Annotated in this window: 16 protein-coding genes; 5 read left to right on the top strand and 11 right to left on the bottom strand. The window is 67.2% G+C overall.

The genetic code is table 11. From position 1 onward, the window contains the following. Position 1 precedes the first annotated feature (1 nt). The gene (locus BM060_RS25850) at positions 2–1,165 is read right to left on the bottom strand and encodes an acyl-CoA dehydrogenase family protein (protein WP_074984430.1); all 1,164 of its coding nucleotides are present in this window, start codon (positions 1,163–1,165) and stop codon (positions 2–4) included. A 45-nt stretch (positions 1,166–1,210) separates the two neighbouring features. After that, a complete protein-coding gene (locus BM060_RS25855) occupies positions 1,211–2,038 on the bottom strand; it encodes an HTD2 family dehydratase (protein ID WP_074984433.1) in 828 nt (275 codons plus the stop codon). A 765-nt stretch (positions 2,039–2,803) separates the two neighbouring features. On the opposite strand from BM060_RS25855, the gene BM060_RS25860 reads away from it, so the two are divergent. From BM060_RS25860 to BM060_RS25875, 4 genes are read left to right on the top strand one after another with little or no spacing between them, the layout of a single operon-like run. After that, the gene (locus BM060_RS25860; protein ID WP_074984435.1) at positions 2,804–4,198 is read left to right on the top strand and encodes an amino acid permease; all 1,395 of its coding nucleotides are present in this window, start codon (positions 2,804–2,806) and stop codon (positions 4,196–4,198) included. A 35-nt stretch (positions 4,199–4,233) separates the two neighbouring features. After that, positions 4,234–5,616 (top strand): NAD(P)/FAD-dependent oxidoreductase, encoded by a 1,383-nt coding sequence (locus tag BM060_RS25865; protein WP_074984438.1) that lies wholly within the window; start codon positions 4,234–4,236, stop codon positions 5,614–5,616. A gap of 12 nt (positions 5,617–5,628) precedes the next feature. After that, positions 5,629–5,979 (top strand): cupin domain-containing protein, encoded by a 351-nt coding sequence (locus BM060_RS25870; RefSeq protein WP_074984441.1) that lies wholly within the window; start codon positions 5,629–5,631, stop codon positions 5,977–5,979. 56 nt (positions 5,980–6,035) lie between these two features. Then, entirely contained in the window at positions 6,036–7,547 is a 1,512-nt protein-coding gene (locus tag BM060_RS25875) for a CoA-acylating methylmalonate-semialdehyde dehydrogenase (protein ID WP_074984443.1), read from the top strand. Between the two features lie 57 nt (positions 7,548–7,604). On the opposite strand, the gene BM060_RS25880 is transcribed toward BM060_RS25875, so the two are convergent. The 8 genes from BM060_RS25880 to BM060_RS25915 form a co-directional block, all read right to left on the bottom strand. Next, positions 7,605–9,053, bottom strand: coding sequence for a PucR family transcriptional regulator (locus BM060_RS25880; protein WP_074984446.1), 1,449 nt, complete (start codon positions 9,051–9,053; stop codon positions 7,605–7,607). A 650-nt stretch (positions 9,054–9,703) separates the two neighbouring features. Beyond that, on the bottom strand, positions 9,704–10,510 hold the full coding sequence (locus tag BM060_RS25885; protein WP_074984448.1) for a helix-turn-helix transcriptional regulator: 807 nt from the start codon (positions 10,508–10,510) through the stop codon (positions 9,704–9,706). Between the two features lie 105 nt (positions 10,511–10,615). Further along, entirely contained in the window at positions 10,616–11,848 is a 1,233-nt protein-coding gene (gene eutH, locus BM060_RS25890) for an ethanolamine utilization protein EutH (RefSeq protein ID WP_009620098.1), read from the bottom strand. 99 nt (positions 11,849–11,947) lie between these two features. Next, positions 11,948–12,712: an SDR family NAD(P)-dependent oxidoreductase gene (locus BM060_RS25895; protein ID WP_074984451.1), complete on the bottom strand. Its 765-nt coding sequence runs from the start codon at positions 12,710–12,712 to the stop codon at positions 11,948–11,950. A gap of 294 nt (positions 12,713–13,006) precedes the next feature. Then, positions 13,007–14,497, bottom strand: coding sequence for an aldehyde dehydrogenase (locus tag BM060_RS25900; protein WP_074984453.1), 1,491 nt, complete (start codon positions 14,495–14,497; stop codon positions 13,007–13,009). Next, complete coding sequence (locus BM060_RS25905) at positions 14,490–15,401, bottom strand: dihydrodipicolinate synthase family protein (protein ID WP_074984456.1); 912 nt, start codon at positions 15,399–15,401, stop codon at positions 14,490–14,492. Before BM060_RS25905 ends, BM060_RS25900 begins: the two co-directional genes overlap by 8 nt. Before the next feature lie 63 nt (positions 15,402–15,464). After that, entirely contained in the window at positions 15,465–16,793 is a 1,329-nt protein-coding gene (locus BM060_RS25910) for an MFS transporter (protein WP_074984458.1), read from the bottom strand. A 165-nt stretch (positions 16,794–16,958) separates the two neighbouring features. After that, a complete protein-coding gene (locus BM060_RS25915; RefSeq protein WP_074984461.1) occupies positions 16,959–18,278 on the bottom strand; it encodes an NAD(P)/FAD-dependent oxidoreductase in 1,320 nt (439 codons plus the stop codon). Positions 18,279–18,987: 709 nt separating this feature from the next. Between BM060_RS25915 and souR the strand changes: the two genes are divergently transcribed. Continuing rightward, a complete protein-coding gene (gene souR, locus BM060_RS25920) occupies positions 18,988–20,016 on the top strand; it encodes a GlxA family transcriptional regulator (protein ID WP_245323035.1) in 1,029 nt (342 codons plus the stop codon). 14 nt (positions 20,017–20,030) lie between these two features. Here the strand turns inward: souR and BM060_RS25925 are convergent, their stop codons facing one another. Further along, positions 20,031–20,981, bottom strand: coding sequence for a LysR substrate-binding domain-containing protein (locus BM060_RS25925; RefSeq protein WP_074984467.1), 951 nt, complete (start codon positions 20,979–20,981; stop codon positions 20,031–20,033). Positions 20,982–21,124 lie beyond the last annotated feature (143 nt).

The raw sequence follows: 21,124 nt of genomic DNA on the forward strand, positions 1-21,124 counted from the left end.
GTCAGAACGAGCGCGGCAGTTCGAGCAGGTGCTCGGCCACGTAGGACAGGATCAGGTTGGTGGAGATCGGCGCCACCTGGTACAGGCGCGTCTCGCGGAACTTGCGCTCCACGTCGTATTCATTGGCGAAACCGAAGCCGCCGTGGGTCTGCAGGCAGGCATTGGCCGCCTCCCAACTGGCCTTGGCCGCCAGGTACTTGGCCATGTTCGCCGCGGCCCCGGCGTTGCGCCCGGCGTCGTATTCCGCGCAGGCCTTCCAGCGCATCAGATCGGCCGCCTCCACCTCGATGTGCGCCTCGGCGATGGGGAACTGCACGCCCTGGTTCTGCCCGATCGGGCGGCCGAACACCACGCGGTCGCGGGCGTACTGGCTGGCCTTCTCGATGAACCAGCGGCCGTCGCCGATGCATTCGGCGGCGATCAGCGTGCGCTCGGCGTTGAGCCCGTCGAGGATGTAGCGGAAGCCCTTGCCCTCCTCGCCGATCAGGCTGCTGACGGGGATTTCCAGATTGTCGAAGAACAACTCGTTGGTCTCGTGGTTGACCAGGTTGGCGATCGGCTGCACGGTCAGGCCGTTGCCGATGGCCTCGCGCAGGTCGACCAGGAAGATCGACATGCCGTCGGCCTTCTTCTTCACCTCGGCCAACGGCGTGGTGCGCGCCAGCAGGATCATCAGGTCGGAATGCTGCACGCGGGAGATCCACACCTTCTGGCCGTTGACCACGTACTTGTCGCCCTGGCGCACGGCGGTGGTCTTGATCTTGGTGGTGTCGGTGCCGGTGGTCGGCTCGGTGACGCCCATGGACTGCAGGCGCAGTTCGCCGCTGGCCAGCTTCGGCAGGTAGTAGCGCTTCTGCTCCTCGCTGCCATTCCGCAGCAGGGTGAACATGTTGTACATCTGCCCGTGGATGGTCCCGGAGTTGCCGCCGCAGTGGTTCACTTCTTCGAGTATCACCGAGGCCTCGGCCAGGCCCAGGCCGGAGCCGCCGTATTCCTCGGGGATCATCGCCGACAGCCAGCCGGCCTCGGTCATGGCTTTGACGAAGGCTTCGGGGAAGCCTTTCACTTCATCGATCTTGCGCCAGTACTCGGCGGGGAACTCCGCACAGAGGGCGCGCACGCCTTCACGGATGGCGTTGAGTTGTTCATTGTCGTGGTGGTTCATCGGTCTTCCTTTGGGCTGCGTCAGCGGGATGGACGCGGGGCAGTGTCAATCGAACAGGACTTCGGCGCGCTGGCACACGCCGGTGGAATTGGCGGCCCACAGCTCGGCTACGCCGGGTTCGGTGTGGTGTCCACCCACCTGGAACGGCTCGGGGGCGATCAACGGCCGCACGCCACGGAAGCTGAAGCGGCGCAGGCGTGCCAGCGGGTTGGCGCGGGCGAAGGCAGCGAGGCTCAGGGTTGCAGTCAGTGGGCCGTGCACCACCAGGCCGGGGTAGCCCTCGGCGCCGGTGACGTAGGGCCAGTCGTAATGGATGCGGTGGGCGTTGAAGGTCACAGCTGAGTAGCGGAAGAGCAGGGTGGGGTCAGGCGCGATGCGCTCTTCCCAACCCGCCTGGGGTGAGGGCTCGCCTGCGCCGAGCTTGGGCGGCGAGGGCTCACGGTAGACGATGTCCTGCTCTTCGCGCAGGCACAGGCGCTGGTCCTGCCAGTACTCGTGGGCGAGGGTGACGAACAGCAGCGAACCGGTGCGCCCGGCCTTCTCCTCTATGCGCTCGATACGCGTCTTGCGCCAGGCTTCGGCGCCGATCCGCAGCGGTTCGAGGAATTCCAGGCGGCCGCCGGCCCACATGCGGTTGCGCCCGAGGGCCGGCGGCATGAAGGTGCCTAGCGCGGGATGGCCGTCCGGCCCCAGGCGGCTACCCGCTACCTGCTCATTGAAAAAGCACCAGTGCCAGAGCCACGGTAGCTCCTCGCCATGGGCCGGCGCCTGGAGGCTGAAGGTCGCCGCGATGCGCTGCACGAGGTTGCGGCTGAGCTGGTCGTGCACTTCCTGGGTACGCCCCAGCCATGCCGAAGGATCGAAGTCGGTCATGCCTTGTGTCCGCTTTGAGGATGATGGCCGGCATGATGTGGGCGCGTGCGGACGGGAAGGAATTCGCTTTTGCGGAAGTCCGATTCAAGCTCAGGCTAATACAGGGTGGCGGAGCTTCAGGTCGATGCCTTCGATACGCCTGTGCGCACAACGTTTGTATGAGCGCGCCCTGCGCGAACGGCGTACACCGGCGGTAGCTGTACTTCGGGCAACCCCACTCCCTCTCCCGCAAGCGGTGTAGGAGCGGGCCCTGCCCGCGATTCGCGCGCAGGGCGCGCTCCTACAAGGGGCTTGGTGTGGGGCAGCGCTCATCCGCGAATCGCGCCGGAGCCTCCGGCCATCGCGGACAAGGTCCGCTCCTGCCATACGGGTGGGCACGGCTTCTCGTAGGAGCGAGCTTGCTCGCGAACACACTTCACTGCGCTGCTCATTCACGAGCAAGAACCAGGTGTCCCCCTCGACCCTACGAAGAGGCGATCTGCCTGTCTCCACCGAGCCTGGCAGATAGTCGATGACGTGGCGCATTCGATGGTCGGTGATGGCTGCGTTGATGGTGTAGGCGCCGCCTCCGCAGATGCCGATGGCGCCGATGCGATCGGCATCTGCGGAGGGTTGGGCCAACCTCTCCATCCCTCGCGACCCCCTTCATACATTTGTCTAGCGCAACTGCCCGTCCCTTGGATTTTGTCGATGTTCAGCCCCGCCGGAGGTCCCTAACCTTCTGAAAAGGCAGCGTTGATTACCAATAATAAAAGGAGACGACCAGTGCCTATTCAGACAGAACACGACCCGCGCCTGAAGCGTGCGCTCAAGACGCGGCACATCAGCATGCTGGCCCTGGGCGGCGTCATCGGCGCCGGGCTTTTCGTGGGCTCCAGCGCGGTCATCGCCTCGACCGGGCCCGGCGCTTTCATCACCTATGCCATCACCGGGCTGATCGTCGCGCTGGTGATGCGCATGCTCGGCGAGATGGCCGCCGCGCATCCCGCCAAGGGTTCCTTCGTCGATTACGCGAGGCTGGCCTTCGGCCGTCCGGCCGGGTACATGACCGGCTGGCTGTACTGGTACTTCTGGGTGATCGTGGTGGGCTTCGAGGCCGTGGTCGGCGGCCAGATCATCAACGGCTGGTTCCCGGACATCCCGGTATGGGCCATCGCCCTGGGGCTGATGGTGGGCATGACGCTGCTGAACCTGATGTCGGTGCACTCCTTCGGCGAGGCCGAGTACTGGTTCGCCGGCGTCAAGGTCGCGGCCATCGTCGTGTTCCTGGTCGTCGCCGGGGCCTACGCCTTCCGGCTGTGGCCGGGCTCCACCGCCAGCTTCGGCAACCTCACCGAGCATGGCGGGTTCCTGCCCCACGGCGTGACGTCGCTGTTCACCGGCGTGGTGGTGGTCATCTTCTCCATGACCGGCGTGGAAGTCGCCACCCTCGCCGCGGCGGAGTCCGAGGACCCTTCGCGCAACATCCGCAAGGCCGTCAATACCGTGATGCTGCGCATCCTGGTGTTCTTCGTCCTGGCGACCTTCTTCATCGTGGTCGCGCAGCCGTGGACCGAGATCAAGGCCGGCAAGTCGCCGTTCGTGGCCACCCTGGAGCACATCGGCATTCCCGGCACCGGCCACATGCTGACCGCGGTGATCCTGGTGGCGGTGCTGTCGGTGCTCAATGCCGGGCTCTACACCTCGTCCCGCCTGCTGTACGTGCTGGCCTCCAACGACGAGGCGCCACGCTGGATCGCCGGGGTGAGCCGCAAGGGCGTGCCGGTGCGCGGCGTCATCGCCTCGACCCTGGTGGGCTATGGCTGCGTGGTCATCGCGGCGCTCTGGCCCGATACCGTGTTCCAGTTCCTGATCAACTCCTCCGGCACCGTCTTCCTGTTCGTCTACCTGATGATCTGCCTGTCGCAGCTCAAGCTGCGCCGCAAATGGGTGGAGGAGGGCAGCCTGAAGTTCGCGATGTGGGGCCATCCCTGGCTGCCGCTGCTGGTGACCGCGTCGATCGTGGCGGTGCTGGTGAGCATGGCCTTCGACCCCTCGATGCAGATCAGCCTGCTGCAGTGCCTGATCGCCATCGCCGCGATCGCTGCCTCCTACGCGCTGGTGCGGCTGTCCCGCTGCCGCCGGCAAGCCGTCGTGCTACCCGCACGCAGCGCTTCGTAGCCCCCACCCATGGCCGTCAATTGGAAGCCAACCCCATGACCGCAAAATTCGATCTGACCCAGTTACCCAACAAGCCGCTCTGGTTCGAACAAGGCCCGGTCCGCGCTGCGCTGGAGGGCACCACGGACGCCGATGTCGTCATCGTCGGCGCGGGGTACACCGGCCTGTGGACGGCCTACTACCTGCTCAAGAGCGACCCCTCCCTGCGTGTGGTGCTGCTGGAGAAGCGCGAAGTCGGTTTCGGCGCCTCCGGGCGCAACGGCGGCTGGGCCTCGGCGATTTTCCCGATCTCGCTGTCCCGCGTGGCCGAGATGTATTCCCACGATGCCGCGCTGAAGCTGCAGGCGGCCATGAACGACACGGTGGACGAGATCGGCCGGGTGCTGGCGCTGGAAGGCGTCGACGCCGACTACGCCAAGCAGGGCTTCCTCTCCCTGGCCCGCAGCGCGCCGCAGCTGGCCCGTGCGCGGGCGGCGGTGGAAGGCTCGGCGCGCTTCGGGCTGCTGGAGCAGTGGCAACTGCTCGATGGCGCCCAGGCCGGCGCCAGGGTCGGCGCCGAAGGCACGCTGGGCGGGCTCTACACCGAGCATTGCGCGCTGATCCACCCCGGCAAGCTGGTGCGTGGCCTGGCGCGGCTGGTGGAGACGATGGGCGCGACCATCCACGAGCATTCCGCCGTCACCGAGTTTGCCGAGGGCGTGGTGCGCACCGGGCGTGGTTCGGTGCGCACGAAGTTCACGGTGCGCGCCACCGAGGCGTTCACCTCGCAGCAACCCGGGCACTCGCGCTTCGTCATCCCGCTGTATTCGCTGGTGCTGGCGACGGAGCCGCTGCCCGCCGAGCTGAGGCGCAGGCTGGGGCTCGACCACCGCCTGGCCTTCAACGACATGCGCCACCTTCGCGTCTACGGACAGGTCACGGCCGAGGGGCGGCTGGTTTTCGGCGGCCGCGGCGCGCCGTATCGCCTGGGCTCCCGGATCACCGAGGAGGCCGACCTGGTGGACGGCATCCACGCGAAGATCCACGAGACGCTGCTGGAGTTTTTCCCTGACCTGGCCGATGCGCGCATCACCCACCGCTGGGGCGGCGCGCTGGGCGTGGCCCGCGACTGGTGCCCGACGGTGAGCATCGACCGGAAGAAACGCATCGCCTGGGCCGGCAACTACGTGGGCGATGGCGTCGCCACCAGCAACCTGGCGGGGCGCATCCTGCGCAACCTGATCCAGGGCCGCGACGAGGCGATCAACGCCTTGCCCCTGGTCAACCACCGCTCCCCGTCCTGGGAGCCCGAGCCGCTGCGCTGGCTGGGTGTCAACAGCGGGCTCGCCGCGGCCTCGCTGAGCGACATCGAAGAGCGCATCACCCATCGTCCATCCCGCACCGCGATGTTGCTCGAGAAGCTGACAGGTGCGCATTAACAGGAGTACGCCGTGAGCACTTTCACGATCATCAAGTCCGCCGCCATCCAGTCCCTGCCCCTGAGCCCCGCCGGCCAGCGCGCCGGGGCGGACAAGGGCGACCCGCAGATCGCCATCCAGCAGCTGGCGCCCGAGGCGACCGGCAACCTCGGCGTCTGGGAATGCCAGCCCGGTGGCTGGCCGGTGGTCGAGCGCCCCGACACCGAGTTCACCTACATCATCTCCGGTAAAGCGCTGCTCACAGATAGCAGTAGCGGTGAGGTGGTGGAAGTGACCGGTGGCGATCTGATCATCCTGCCTCCGGGCTGGACAGGGCGCTGGGACGTGCTGGAGACCGTGCGCAAGGTGTACGCGATCTACTGATTCTTCAAGGTGGTGGCTGAGCGCTACCGCTGTTATCCCTTGATGTGAGAAAGACAATGACCCAAACCATCATGAATTGGATCTCCGGCGCCCGGGTGGCGGCCACCAGCGGCCAGCAACTGCCGGTCTACAACCCGGCCACCGGCGTCGCCACCGGCCAGGTGCAACTGGCCAGCCACGCCGACGTGGACGCGGCCGTGGCCTGCGCCAAGGCCGCCTTCCCGGCCTGGAGCAATCTCTCGCCGCTGCGCCGCTCGCGAGTGCTGAACCGCTTCCTGGCCCTGCTCAACGAGCACCGCGACGAACTGGCCCGGCTGATCACCGCCGAGCACGGCAAGGTGTTCACCGACGCCCAGGGCGAAGTCACCCGCGGCATCGAGATCGTCGAATTCGCCTGCGGCGCGCCGCAACTGCTGAAGACCGACTTCACCGACCAGGTCAGCAGCAACATCGACAACTGGACGCTGCGCCAGCCGCTGGGCGTGGTGGCGGGCATCACGCCGTTCAACTTCCCGGTGATGGTGCCGATGTGGATGTTCCCCGTGGCCCTGGCCACCGGCAATACCTTCGTGCTCAAGCCCAGCCCGATCGACCCCAGCCCGAGCCTGTTCCTCGCCGAGCTGCTCAAGCGGGCCGGCCTGCCCGACGGCGTGTTCAACGTGGTGCAGGGCGACAAGGGGGCGGTCGACGCGCTGCTCGAACATCCCGACGTGCAGGCCATCTCGTTCGTCGGCTCCACACCCATCGCCAACCACATCTACGAGACCGGCGCGCGCCACGGCAAGCGCGTCCAGGCCCTGGGCGGAGCGAAGAACCACCTGGTGGTCATGCCCGATGCCGACATCGACCAGGTGGTGGATGCGCTGATCGGCGCGGCCTACGGCTCGGCCGGCGAGCGCTGCATGGCCATCAGCGTGGCGGTCTTCGTCGGCGACGAAACCGCCGAGAAGGTCATGCCGAAGCTGATCGAACGTACCCGCGCGCTCAAGGTGCTCGAGGGCAGCAACCTGGCGGCCGAGATGGGGCCGATCGTCACCCGCGCCGCGCTCGAGCGCATCACCGGCTACATCGAGCAGGGCGTCCGGGAAGGGGCGACGCTGCTGGTGGACGGCCGCGGCTTCGACGGCGAGGCGGCGGGCGAGGGCTGTGGCGATGGCTTCTGGCTGGGCGGCACGCTGTTCGATGACGTCACCCGCGACATGCGCATCTACCGGGAAGAAATCTTCGGCCCGGTGCTGGCGTGCCTGCGCGTCAAGGACTTCGCCGAGGCGGTGCAGCTCATCAATGACCACGAGTTCGGCAACGGCGTGAGCCTCTACACCCGCGATGGCCACATCGCCCGCGAGTTCGGCCGGCGCATCCAGGTGGGCATGGTCGGCATCAACGTGCCGATCCCGGTGCCGATGGCCTGGCACGGCTTCGGCGGCTGGAAGAAGAGCCTGTTCGGCGACATGCATGCCTATGGCGAGGAGGGTGTGCGCTTCTATACCAGGCAGAAGAGCATCATGCAGCGCTGGCCGCAGGCCATCGCCAAGGGGGCCGAGTTCGCGATGCCGACCAGCGACTGAGGCTGGCGGCGACTGGGCTCCGACGGCCCCGCACCCCAGGTGCGGGGCCGTTTGCATTCAAGGTGTCCGATCGAACAGCTCGGTGTTCTTCGCGGCCTGGAGCGCGATCCAGAAGCGCGCGATGCCATTGGTGGAGGTGGGCTTGAGGCCCGTCAGCTGCTCCACGAACTTCAGCCGGTAGACCAGGGTCTGGCGGTGGATGCCCAGGTCGAAGGCGGTGGCTTTCCAGTTCCCGTCGTTTTCCAGGAAGGCCAGTAGCGTGGGCAGCAGCGCGGCGCCCTGGGTGCGGTCGTGCTCGATCAGCGGGCCCAGGTAGCGCCCCACCAGCGCCCGGGCTTCGGCGAGGGACTTCGGCGCCATGATCAGGCCGGTCTCCGCCTCGCCATAGCGCAGCACGCTGGCCTCCACTTCCTGCGCCTGGGCCAGGGCCAGGCGCGCCTGCCTGACGCTTTCGCGAAAGCCCGTCGCCGCTGCGATCGGCCCGCTCACGCCGATCACGGTGCCCTCGCCGAGATTGCTGCGCAGGGCATCGAATAGGTCGATGTCGTCGCGGCTGACCGCCAGCAGCAGGCCCTTGTCGTTCAGCAGCAGGGGGCTCGCCTGGTGCAGGGCGGGCGCCTGGTGCAGTTCGTCCGGCCTCCAGGGCCCGTTGCCACCCGGCTTGATCGCAAGGCACACCAGGCTGCCGAGCAGGCCGCGCTGTTCCAGGAGGGGGCGGGCGAGGCTGAACTCCGTCTCGCCCTCCAGCAGGCTGCGCAGCAGCGCCGAGCCCTCTTCGCGCTGCTGGTCGCGGTGGATCATCAGGCGTTCCAGCTCGACGCCGAGCAGGCCGACCAGCGAACGTACCAGGAGGGGGTCGTCCAGCATTCTTTCGCCCTTGCGGGCCATGACCAGGTTGGCCCGCGCCCGCCCGGCGATGGGTATCCGTTCCAGCCGCTCCGGGGATGGTTTCCGGGTCGAGCGGGTTTCGACGATGTCGACGCCGCTGACCGCGTCCTCGATCGCCAGGTACATGTCCAGCGTGGCGGCCAGGATCGAAAGGCGGCCGGCCATGTCGGGCTCCTTGCGCAGGGCTTCGGCGTAGGTCTGGAACAGCCGCTCGCTGGCATTGAAGCGCTCGCGCTGGGCCTGCAGCACGCTTTCGATCACATGGTGGGACAGCTTGACGAACTCGAGCTCGAAGCTGCCGCGGAGAACGGGGAACAACAGGCGATCGGCCGCCGCCAGCAGCTCGTCCGACAGCGCCGGGGCGTCGTCACGGGGCGCGACCACCAGTGCGCTGGCGTTGCTCTGTACCAGTTGCTCCAGCCAAGCGACCTGGTCCTGCGCGGCTTCGGGCAGGCCAACGCCAGTGGTCATGACCAGGTCGCCCGGGGAGACCCAGCGCCACGGGTCCGGCAGGTCGACGGCATGGGCCCAGGTGATCATCCTGCCGGTGCCGGCGAGGCCGGCGACCGCCTGCAGTTTCAGCAGCTCGATCTCGATCAGGTCTTGCACGGTGAGCATTGGGGCCTCTTGTTTCGACGCGGGCGGGATGCCGTTCATTATCCGGAGTTATCCGGGGGCGCCTAGCTCTCTCTTGTCATTCTTGTGAGCGTGGGTATGACGGGGTTGAGGTTGGAGCGGAGGTTCGCAGAAGAGCACCCTCTCCCCAGCCCTCTCCCGCAAGCGGGAGAGGGGGCCGTCCTGAGCGGCGTCAAACTCGGGCGCAGTCCTGATACCTCCGTCATTCCCGCGAGCGCGGGAACCCAGAGACGTAGGAGTGGACGGTGGAGGCAGGGAGCTTCGTGATTCCGCACTGCGCCGAACGGTCCCCTCTCCCGCTTGCGGGGGAGGGTTAGGGAGGGGGAGCGGAGCACAGGTTTGGCTGCGGAGTGTGGGCGACGTCCGTTGCCCTTACCCCAGCCCTCTCCCGGAGGGAGAGGGGGCCGTTCGGCGTGGGCGTATAACCCAGCGTCAGCCGGAGAGTTTGTAGGGCGGATAACCGTTCGCGGTTATCCGCCGCTGGCTATGTCACACGGGGTGTCCGGCCTGGTCGGTGAGCCCAATCGCGGACGGAGTCCGCTCCTACAGTACGGGCTGGCACAGCTTTTCGTAGGAGCGAGCAGCCTGCAAGGCAGTCGCTCTTGTGTCCGGGCTTGAACAGCTAAACGCCCCTACCTCGCCGACTGCGCGATATAGCCAATGAACAACCGGAACAGGTCGGAGTTGCTGGAGATCTCCAGGCGCTGGTAGATGTTGTGCTTGTGGACCTTCACGGTGCCTTCGGAGATGCCCAGCAGGTGGGCGATGGAGGCGTTGCTGTGGCCTTGCAGGATGAGCTTGGCGATGTAGCGCTGGGCGTCGGTCAACTGGCCCTGGAGGATGTCGACGAAGGCGCTCTCCAGTTCGCTTTCGGGCGCTTCCGTGGTGGCTTCGGCGGGCTTCGGGGCGGTGCGCCAATGCAGTTCCCAGGCCGCGGCTATCACTGGCGCCAGGGTTTCCAGGTGCTGGACTTCCTTTGGTGCGAAGGGGCCGTGGTCCTCGGCCTTCATCAGCGAGAAGACGATGGCCGTGCGCGGCTGCAGGTGGATGATGTAGCCGATCTCCTCGACCTGGGTGCCGTGGGTGGACGACACGCAGGGGTGCAGGTCGCGGGAGATGGCGAAGCCGGAGGAGAAGAAGCTGTCCGGCGCCAGGTCGCTCATGCGCCACAGGCCGGCCGGGTGGCGGTTCATGCTGGCCACGTAGAAGGGATCGAGCAGATAGCCGCCGCGGGAATAGGCCTCCAGGGTCTTCGCCGACACCTGGCCGTTGTAGCCGTCGTGCAGCAGTTCCGCGTTGCGGTCGAAGCGGAACAGGTATCCGCAGCTCATGTCGAAGCCGACCCTGCCGTCCAGCAGCGAGCCGATGGCGTGCCCCAGCTTGTCGGTGCCGACGGCGGCCATCAGGTCCGCCAGCTTCTTCGCGTCTTGGCTGTTCATGGAGGGCTGCGTCGCCTGTCTTGAGCCGGTGTTGCCGCGCCGGCGCGGGGCCGGCGGGTGCCTGGGCCTGGCAGGGGCGCCGCGGGGCGCCCCTGCGCGGGTGCGTCAGGACAGTCCGGTCGAGGCGCGCAGTGCGTCCTGCGGTGCTTCCTGGCTGCCCAGCTGCTGCGCCTTGGGCACCGCCAGCCAGTAGGCCAGGAGCATGCCGATCAGGCCACCGCCGAGTTTTCCAATGATCAGCGGCAGGATCAAGCTCGGCTGGAAGTTGGCGGAGTAGGCCAGGTGGTCGCCGAAGGTGAAGGCCGCGCTCACCGCGAAGGCGATGACCAGCACCTTGTCCTTGGGCGGCATGTCCGCCACCAGGCGGAACATGGCGAGGATGTTGGCCGACGCCGCGAGGATGCCCGCCGCGCCCACCGGCGACAGGCCCAGGTGCGAGGCCACGCGCTCGATGGGGCGGGAGAGGAAGCGCTTGATCAGGTAGACCATCGGGAAGGCGCCGCAGAGCATGATGCCCACGTAGCCGGAGATTTCCAGCGCGCGGAACTGGTCCTGCTTGTCGGCGATGATGGGGGCGAAGCCCCAGCTGCCGAAGTTGGCGGTGAAGAAGCCGGTGAAGTACTCGACGATGGACGCCACCAGGATCAGCGTGACCGCCGCGTACATGATGCTGCCCAGCTTGAGGAACAGCCGCACCATCAGCCCCGGCACGTAGCGCAGCGCGGCGGCCAGGGCGATGCAGAAGAGAATCTGCGGCAGCAGGTTGCGCAGCAGCATCGGCAGGTCGAAGTGCAGTTGCAGGGTGGCGGCGCCGCTGGTGGCGATGTCCGGGCGCACGCCCAGGCCCAGCAGCTGCATGCCCATGGCGATGAAGACGATGCTGATGGGAATGCTCAGCAGCCCGGCCATGATGCCCAGGGCCATGTACTTGTGGTCGGCCTTGGCGAGCATGGCCAGGCCCACGGGGATGACGAAGATGATGGTCGAACCGGACTGGAAGCCGGTGATCAGCCCGAGGATCCAGCCTTCCGGGTCGTGGGCCAGGGCCTGCGCCAGCTGGTAGCCGCCCAGGTCCGAGGCGATGAAGATCGCCCCGGCGATGCCCGGGTCGGCGCCCAGCGCGGTGAACAGCGGGCCCACGTAGTGGCTGATGAAGCTGGAGATGAAGGGGATCGCCGCCATGATGCCGGCGACCGGGATGAAGATCGGGCCGATGCTGTGCAGGCCGGCGTTGAACTCCTTGCCCAGCTCCGACTCGGCGTCGAGGATGGAGGCGATGGCGCCGACCACGGCGCAGGCCATGATGAGGTAGATGACGTACGTGCCGATGTTTTCCATTAGCTGCCTCTGTCTCTTGTAGGTTTCTTGTCTATTGGCAGAGCTAAGTGTTTTGCGAGCCGGGCGTTGTTGTTGGTCTGGGCGCGCGGCTCGGGCCGGTCAGGCCGCGGTGTAGGCGTTGTCGACGAACAGGTGGGCGCCGTTGACGAAGCTGGCGTCGTCGCTGGCCAGGAACAGCGCCGCCGAGGCCACCTCGCGTGGGTCGCACAGGCGGCCCTGCATGGCGCGCAGCGCCTCGTCGGAAACCTCGGTGCCGAATTCGCGCAGCAGGTCCAGCTCGCGGCGGCCATGGGCGGTGCCGATGAAGCCGGGGCAGATGGCGTTGCTGCGGATGTTGCGGTCGCGATATTCCACCGAGATCGCCCGGGCGAACATGTGGCAGGCGCCCTTGGTAGTGCAGTACAGGACCTCCATGGGGGTGCCGACCACGCCGGAGATGGACGAGGTGCAGATGATGCTGCCGCCGCCGGCCTCGATCATCTTCGGCAGCACGGCGCGGGTCACCAGGAACATGCTCTTCACGTTGATGTTCATCAGCCGGTCCCAGTCGCTCTCGCGGGTTTCCAGGAAGGGCCCGACGTGGATGGTGCCGGCGTGGTTCATCAGCACGGTGACGGCGCCGAAGCGTTCCTCTACCTGCGCTACCGCGCGCTCGACCTGCTCGGCGACGGAGACGTCGGTGGGCACGAAGAGGGCCGTGCCGCCGGCGGCGTTGATCCGCTCGGCCACGGCCTTGCCGTCGCTGTGCGGAAGGTCGAGCAAGGCGACCTTGGCGCCTTCGCGGGCGAAGAGTTCGGAAGCGGCCAGGCCGCAGCCGCCCGCGCCGCCGGTGATCAGCGCCACTTTGCCGTTCAGTCGTCCCATGGGTATCTCCTGCTTGTTGTTGGTGTGGGATTGCCGTGGGGCTCCACGCTAGGGACGGGCCTTGTGGGTGTCCATATGTCGGCGGATATACGCTGGCCTATCTCTTTGTTTTACAAGAAATAAAAGTCATTTTTCCGATGGGTGGAAAGTGCCGCGGGGGGAGGGTGGTGGCGCCGAATCCGGCAACCCGGCGAAGCACATCGCCCCGTTCGCCGCCCTGGATGGAAAACGCCCCCAGCGCCGGGCGGCGCTGGGGGCGGTACTGCGGGTTGGATCAGGGTTTTGCAGCAGGTATCACGAGGCGTCGATCCAGATGGTCTTCAGCTCGGTGTACTGGTCGTGGGCCCAGATCGACTTGTCGCGCCCGCCGAAGCCGGACTCCTTGTAGCCGCCGAAGGGCGTCGAGGCGTCGCCTTCGCCGAAGCAGTTGACGGTGACGATGCCCGCGCGGATTTCCCGGGCCAGGCGCAGAGCGTTGCGCAGGCTGCCAGTGTAGGCCGAGGCGGCCAGGCCGTAGACGGTGTCGTTGGCCAGGTCGATGGCGCCGTCGATGTCGGTGAAGGGCGTGACCGACAGCACCGGGCCGAAGATTTCCTCGCGGAACAGCCGGCTCTGCGGCTCGACGTCGTCGACCACGGTGGGCTCGACGAAGATGTCGCCCTGGGTCTGGCCGCCATAGACGAAGTCCAGTCGCTCGCTGCGGGCCTGCTCGATGTACGAACGGACCTTCTCGAAGTGGGCCTTGCTGACCAGGGCGCCGAGGCGGTTTTCCGGGTCCAGCGGGTCGCCCATCTTCCAGTCGCGCATGTGCACGCCGATGCGTTCGAGCAGGGCGTCCTTGATGTCGGCGTGGACGATCAGGCGCGAGGACGCCGAGCAGTTCTCGCCCATGTTCCAGAAGGCGCCGTTGACCACGTGCTGGGCGACCTGGTCGAGGTCTTCCACGTCGTTCATCACCACCGCCGGGTTCTTCCCGCCGCACTCCAGCACCACGCGCTTGAGGTTGGACTCGGCGGCGTACTTGAGGAACAGCCGGCCGGTCTCGGTGGAGCCGGTGAAGCTGACCATGGCCACGTCCGGATGGCGGCCGATGGGCTCGCCGGCCTCGCGGCCGCCGCCGGGCACCACGTTGAACACCCCGGCGGGGATGCCGGCCTGGTGCGCCAGCTCGGCGACGCGCAGGGCGGTGAGGGTGGTTTCCCGGGCCGGCTTGACCACGATGGAGCAGCCGGCGGCCAGCGACGGGCCGATCTTCCAGGCCAGCATCAGCAGCGGGAAGTTCCACGGCAGCACCAGGCCGACCACGCCGATGGGCTCGCGCACCACCATGGTCACGGCGCCGGAGCCGACCGGCGCCGTGCTGTCGTAGATCTTGTCGATCAGCTCGGCGTGCCAGCGCAGGGTGTGGATGGTCTCCGGCACGTCGATGTTCTGGCATTCGCGCACCGGCTTGCCGCTGTCCAGGCTTTCCATCACCGCCAGTTCGTGGGCGTGGTCTTCGAGCAGTTGGGCGAAGCGCTGCATGACCGCCTTGCGCTCGCCGGGGGAGCGCTTGCTCCAGCGGCCGTCCTCGAAGGCCAGGCGGGCGCTGGCCACGGCCAGGTTGACGTCCTCGGCGTCGCAGGCGGCGATGTCGGCCAGCCGCTCGCCGGTGGCCGGGTTGCTGCTGGCGAAGGTGCGGCCGGAGACGGCGTTACGGAAGCTGCCGTCGATGAAGGCCTGGGTGGGGAAGCGCAGTTCGGCGGCGATGGCGGCGTATTCCGCCTTGCTCAGCAATTCAGCCATTGTGGGTGCCCTCGGTGATCTGCGCGACTTCGCGCTTGAGTACGGCGACGATCTCTTTCAGTTCGGCCTTCTCGGCCTCGGTCAGGCCCTTGAGCGGGGCGCGCACGCCGCCGCTGCGCAGGCCGGCCAGCTCGCAGCCGTACTTGATCGACTGGACGAACTTGCCGCCTTCCAGGAAGTCCATCAGCGGCATCATCGCCGCCATGATGCGGCGGCCCTTGGCGAAGTCGTTCTCGACCACGCAGGCCTGGTACAGGGCGACGTGCTCGCCGGGGATGAAGTTGGAGCCGGCGCAGACCCAGCTGCGCGCGCCCCAGGCGAAGAATTCCAGGGCCTGGTCGTCCCAGCCGCAGGACAGCGCGATGCGCGGGTGCTTGCAGGCCAGGCGGTGCAGCTGGCCGGTGGAGCCGGAGCTTTCCTTGATGGCGACGATGTTCCGGCAGCCGGCGACGGCGGCGAAGAATTCCTCGCCCATGTCCACGCCCATGCGCGCCGGGTAGTTGTACAGCATGATCGGCAGGTCGGCGGCGGCGTCGACGGCCAGCACGTGGTCGGCGATCTCCTGCTGGGTGGGCAGGGCATAGGGCGGCGAGCCGACCAGCAGGGCGTCGGCCTTGATCTCTTTCGCCGCCTTGGCGTAGGCCACCGAGTCCTCGGTGCGGATGGCGCCGGTGCCGACGATCAGCGGCAGGCGGCCGTTGATCACGTCCCTGGCCTTGGCCGCCAGGTCGAAGCGCTCCTGGGCGGTGTGGGCGTAGTACTCGCCGGTGGAGCCGCCGATGATGATGCCGTGGACCTTCGAGGCGATCAGGTATTCCAGCACTTCGGCGAAGGCCGGATGGTCGATCTGGCCGTCGGCCGCCAGGGGCGTGATGGCGGGGGTGTAGATGCCTTCGAATTGCATGATGCGTTCTCCAGTGGGGTCGTGGTGGTCGGCCGCCGCGCCCATTGGCGCGGCGGCCCTTGATCAGGTGAGCGAGGCCGCCTGCTGCAGGTTGAGCGAGCGGGTTTCCGGGGCCAGCGCCCAGGCGAACAGCAGGCCGACCAGGGTGACGATGGCCGCGGCGTACATGGTCTGGGCGATGCCCAGGCTGTCCAGGGACAGGGGGACGAGGTAGGTGCCGACCGCGGCGCCGACCCGCGACAGCGAGGTGCCCACGCCGACCGCGCAGGCGCGGATCTCGGTGGGGAACAGCTCGTTCGGGTAGACCAGCTGCAGCACCTGGGCGCCGCCGATGAACAGGGCGTAGGCGCCGAACAGCGCGAGGATCACGGCTTCGGAGGAAGCGTGGAAGGCGCCGAGGCCGAGCAGCGCCAGGCCGGACCAGAGGAAGCTGTAGATCAGCATGCTGCGCCGGCCGATGACGTTGATCAGGCGGGTGGCGATGATGCAGCCCACCACGAACAGCAGGGTGATGGTTTCCGAGCCGAAGGCGGCCCAGTCACCCTGGAGGTTCAGCGCCAGCAGCACCTTGGGCGCGAAGGCGTAGACGGCGAACACCGGGATCACCGAGCAGGTCCAGAAGATGCTGACGAATAGCATGCGTTTGCCGTAGCCGGAGTGCAGCAGGTTCCACATCGAGAGCTTCTTCTGCCTGGGCTGCTCGGGCAGGTTCTGCAGCGAGAAGCGCGGCCCGTAGACGCTCTTGATGACCTGCTCGGCCTCGGCTGCACGGCCCTTGCCCAGCAGCCAGCGCGGCGATTCGGGGGTGCCCAGGCGGACCAGGAACAGGGCCGCGCCTATCACCGAGGCGCTGGCCAGCACCAGGCGCCAGGCGTCGTCGCCGCCGTGCCTGAGCAGGGCGTTGCCGACCATGTAGGCCAGCGCGGCGCCGGCGAACCAGAGGATGGTCAGGGTCGCCAGGCGCGGGCCGCGGTGCTTCTTCGGCAGGAACTCCACCAGCAGGGAGGTGGCGACGGGGTATTCGATGCCCACGCCGATGCCGATGAGCAGGCGCAGCAGGAACAGCGCCGGGGCCGACTCCACCCAGTACTGCGCCAGCGAACTGAGGATGAACAGCACCGGGCCGACGAAGAAGATGCGCTTGCGCCCGAAGTGGTCGGTCAGCCAGCCGCCGATGAAGCCGCCGAAGAAAATGCCGATCAGCGCCGCCGCGGCGATCATGCCCTGCCAGAGGGTGCTCAGGCCCAGGGCGGCGGTCATCTGCACCATGGATACGCCGATGATGCTGAGTACGTAGCCGTCGACGAAGGAGCCGCCGCCGGAGCGGATCGTCAGCAGCTGGTGAAAGCGGTTGATGGGCACGTCTTCGATGGATGGAGTCGTAATTGTCATTGTTTTCCTCGTTTCAGGTTTCCCGGAAGCCGCAGCCCGCGACCGGCAGCCGAAGGCGCTTCGGCCGGCGGATGCGCATCGCTGCGGCTTCAGGTCTGCACGCCGGGAATCGTGTCGTGCGGCCAATCTCGGCCGGAGGTTCCCTGGCAAATGACCGGTGGGGGCTCAGCTTTCCTTGCCGGCGCGGTATTGCCCCCATTTCAGGTTCAGGTTGACTCCCGCGGAGAGGAACGGCTGCGGCGGGTTGCCGTTGGGGCCCGGCGAGTTCAGCAGGAAGTCGATGAGCTCGCTGCGCTCGCCGGCCAGCCAGTCGGCCAGGAGCTTGCCGGTGACCGTGCCACGGGTAACGCCCAGGCCGTTGCAGCACAGCGCGCCATAGACGTTGGCGGCCAGTTGCCCGAAGTAGCCCGAATGGTTGCGCGACAGGGCCAGCGCGCCGCCCCAGGTGTATTCGAAACCGACCTCGGGCAGCATCGGGAAACGGCTGGTGAAGGAGGCCTGGTGGCGGTTGACGAAGCGCTCCAGGTACTTGGCGTTGCTGCGCCCGTCCGGGTTGAAGCTGAAGCTGTTGCGGATCAGCAGGCGGTTGTCGGGCGTGCGGCGCACGGTGGTGCCGAACGGGTCCGCCGGGATGACGCCCCAGTAGGGCTTGCCGCCGAGGCGCGCCTGTTCCTCGGCGGTCAGCGGGCGGGTGAGGCTGGCGTAGGTGAAGATCGGCAGCATCTTGCCGCGCAGGAAGCCGAAGCTCATGCCGAAGGCATTGTTGGTGAGCACCAGGCGGTCGGCGATGAAGCTGCCGCGGGCATGCCGGAGGACGACCTTGTCGCCGTACTCCACCTCGGTGATGGGGGTGTTTTCGTAGAGGCTGACGTTCGCCGGCAGGCTGTCCGCCAGGCCCTTGACCAGGGCGGAGGGCTGGATGAGCACGGTGCCGGGGGTGAACAGCGCCTTGCGGTAGAAATGCGTGCCGATGTGCCCGGGCAGCGCGTCGGCCTCGATCATCTCGTAGGCCTGGCCGAGCCGGTCCAGGCCGCGGCGATAGGCTTCCAGCACGGCGATGCCGCGGTCCTCGATGGCCGCCTGGTATTTGCCGCAGGCCTTCATCTGGCAATCGATGCCGTGCCGCTCCACCTGGTTGCGCAGCAGGTCCTGGCCCATCAGGTTGAGCTTGAGGCTGGTCCTGGCGATGTCGATGTCGCCGATGTAGTCGTCGGCGCCGATGTCGTGGGGCAGGTCGATGGCGAAGCCGGCATTGCGCCCGGAGGTGCCGAAGCCCACTTCCTGGGCCTCGACCAGGACGATTTCCTCATGGGGGAAATGCAGCGCCAGCTGGCGCGCCGCGGCCAGCCCGGTGAAGCCCGCTCCGACGATCACCCAAGGTGCCGAAGTCCGGCCGGTATGCGTGGGCCTGGGTTGTCTGGCCTTGCTCAGGTGGTACCAGCCACAGCTTTTGTCATCGGCAGGTAAATGGGTGATCTTCGTCATTTCAGGGGCCTGTTCTATTTATTTCAGCCAATAGCTATCCGTTGCGTGGAGTGACTCACTCACGCGAGAAAACCGGAGTCGGGGGATTACCCGAGTTTCAATGTTCCGCTGCGACCTCGGTGCCGGCGTCTGCGCGACGCTTCGAAGTGCGCTTTGAAGAGGTCCGCAGTGGCTTGCGGGTCGTGTCGTTGGGTGGTGTCGATCATCCGCTCGTGCGGGGCGCGGGCAGGACCTCTTGCCCATCGCCGGCGATCCCTGCCGTTCGTGGAATGACTATAGGGAGCGCGCCGACGGGGTGTCTAATTACATTTTCTGGGATCAATTCATACGCATACAGCGGGTTTCGGGCGCCGAAGAGGCGCCGGCGAGGGCCCCTGGCGCCTCTGTCGGCCGGGCATTTCCCAGTTGGAAATCACTGGGCTTTCTGCGCCGGCACAGGTTTTTCCACTACCGGGGCGAGGGTTGCAGCCAGCTATGACGCGAGGGGGATGGGCGAGCGCCGAGGCCGCTTGCGGGCCGGCCATGACTGGGGTCGAGGGTTTGCGCAGGCCCGAGGGCTGCGTGGGGGAGTGGTCGGAGGCAGAGCGCCTGTATAACATTTGCCTACGGACGGTATACAGAACAGCCCTCGCCGCGCCGCCCTGCCAGGTCCGCCGCGAGGCTGATGAACGCCGCAACTGCCCACAAGAACTCATAGAGGCTGCCATCGGTGGAAAGACGACAATTCAGCGAAGCCATGCAAGGCAAGAATCTCCGCTTCATGGCCGAGAAGAAGGCCGACCCGCAGCGTCAGCGGCGCGTGGGCTTCGTCCTGCTGGAGCACTTTTCACTGCCGGCCTTCACTCAGGCGCTGGATACGCTGGTCACCGCCAACCTGATCCGCGAGGGCGCCTTCTCGACGCACACCTTCAGCCTGGACGGCGAGCCGGTGACCAGCGACCTGGGCCTGGTCATCTGCCCCTCCGCCGCCCTGGAGAGCCGCCACCTGGACCTGGACCTGCTGGTGGTCTGCGGCGGCCTGCGCACGCCGCTGCGCGAGCTGCCCTCGCTCAACCGCCTGCTGCAGCTCGCCGACGACCGGGGCGTGGACCTGGCCGGCCTGTGGAACGGCGCCTGGTTCCTCGGCAAGGCGGGGCTGCTGGACTGCCACAAATGCGCGGTGCACCCGGAAAACCGCGCCGCCCTCGCCGAGGTGGCGAGGAACAGCGTGGTGACCGCCGAGAGCTACATCGTCGATGGCAACCGCCTGACCGCGGGGAGCCCGGCCGGCGCCTTCAACATGGTGCTGGAATGGATCAACCGCCTGTATGGCCGCGAGCTGGTCGACGGCGTGGTGGACATCCTGGCCTTCGAGGAGTCCCGCTACCGGCGGACCCGCCCGGCGCTGCACGAGAAGATGTCGCAACCGCTGCGCGACGTGCTCAACCTGATGAGCGCGAACATCGAGGAGCCGCTGAGCACCGACCAGCTGTCACAGTGCGTGGGCCGCTCCAAGCGCCAGCTCGAACGCCTGTTCCAGGAACAGTTGGGCACTTCGCCGGTGCGCTACTACCTGGAGCTGCGCATCACCGAGAGCCGCCGCCTGCTGCAGCACTCGGACCTGTCCCTGGTGGAGGCGGCGCTGGCCTGCGGCTTCGTTTCGCCGAGCCACTTCAGCAAGTGCTACACCTCGTTCTTTGGCTACCCGCCGTCGAAGGAAATCCGCCACGGCTGCGTGCGCTCGGCCAGGACGAAGTAGCCGGGCGGCGCCGCTCAGAACTGCGCCATGAGCCAGTCGCGCAGGCGGCGGCAGGCGTCGTCGTCTTCCTTGTCCTCGTTGAAGGTCAGGTAGTGCTGGCTGTCGTGCAGCACCACTTCCTGCTCCACGGGGCGCACCAGTGAGCCGTTGGCCACCAGGTGCCCCACCAGGTGGTTCCAGCCCAGCGCCACGCCCTGGTGGCTCAAGACCATCTGCACCAGCAGGTTGTAGTCGTTGGCGTTGAAGAAGTGCGGGCGCTTGCCTGGGCCGTTGTCCAGGTCGATGTTCTGGAAGGCCATCCACACGCTCCAGTCGACGTGCTCGGCCACCTGCGAGCGGCCGTAGGGGCTGAGGTTGAGCAGCACGCCTTGGCACAGGCCTTCCAGGCTGGCGATCTCCGGGTGCTGGGCGAGGTAGGACGGGCTGCACACCGGGTAGATGACGTCGTGGACCAGCGGGTAGCTGCGGTAGCCCTCGCGGATCTTCGCCATCTTGGTGACGAAGATGTCGGGCCGCGTCCCCGGCTCCATGGAGAGGAAGTTCTGCGTGGTGATCAGGTTCAGCTCCACGTCCGGGTTGGCCTCGAAGAAGCCCGGCAGGCGATGGGCGAGCCAGAGCGCCGAGAAGGCCGGCGAGCAGCAGAGGGTGACGATCGACTTGGACGTGCTGTTGTGGCGGATGCGTTCGGCCGCCTGGGAGATGTTGACGAAGGACAGCTGCACGGCGTCGAAGAAGATCGAGCCGGCCGGGGTCAGCTCCACCGCGCGGCCCACGCGCTTGAACAGGTCGGCGCCCAGGTAGGTTTCCAGCTCGCGGATCTGCCGGCTGATCGCCGCCTGGGTGACGCACAGCGCCTCGGCCGCCCGGGTGAAGTTCTGGTACTTGGCCGCGGCCACGAAGGACTTCACCGCGCGCAGCGACGGCATCTTGATCAGCGTCTGATCGGGTTCGGTGTGTTTGACCATAACTTCAGGTAATCAAGACCTTGGAGAAAATGTCGGTTCTTTCGCGTCGGCCCCGGTCCTAGACTGCCGCAAATGCTGTGATCGCGGCGGGCTGGCAGGCTCCGTGAATGGAGGTTAGCCGAAGCGCCCGACGACAGAAAGCC

It is taken from the genome of Pseudomonas citronellolis, assembly GCF_900112375.1.
Lineage (GTDB): Bacteria > Pseudomonadota > Gammaproteobacteria > Pseudomonadales > Pseudomonadaceae > Pseudomonas > Pseudomonas citronellolis.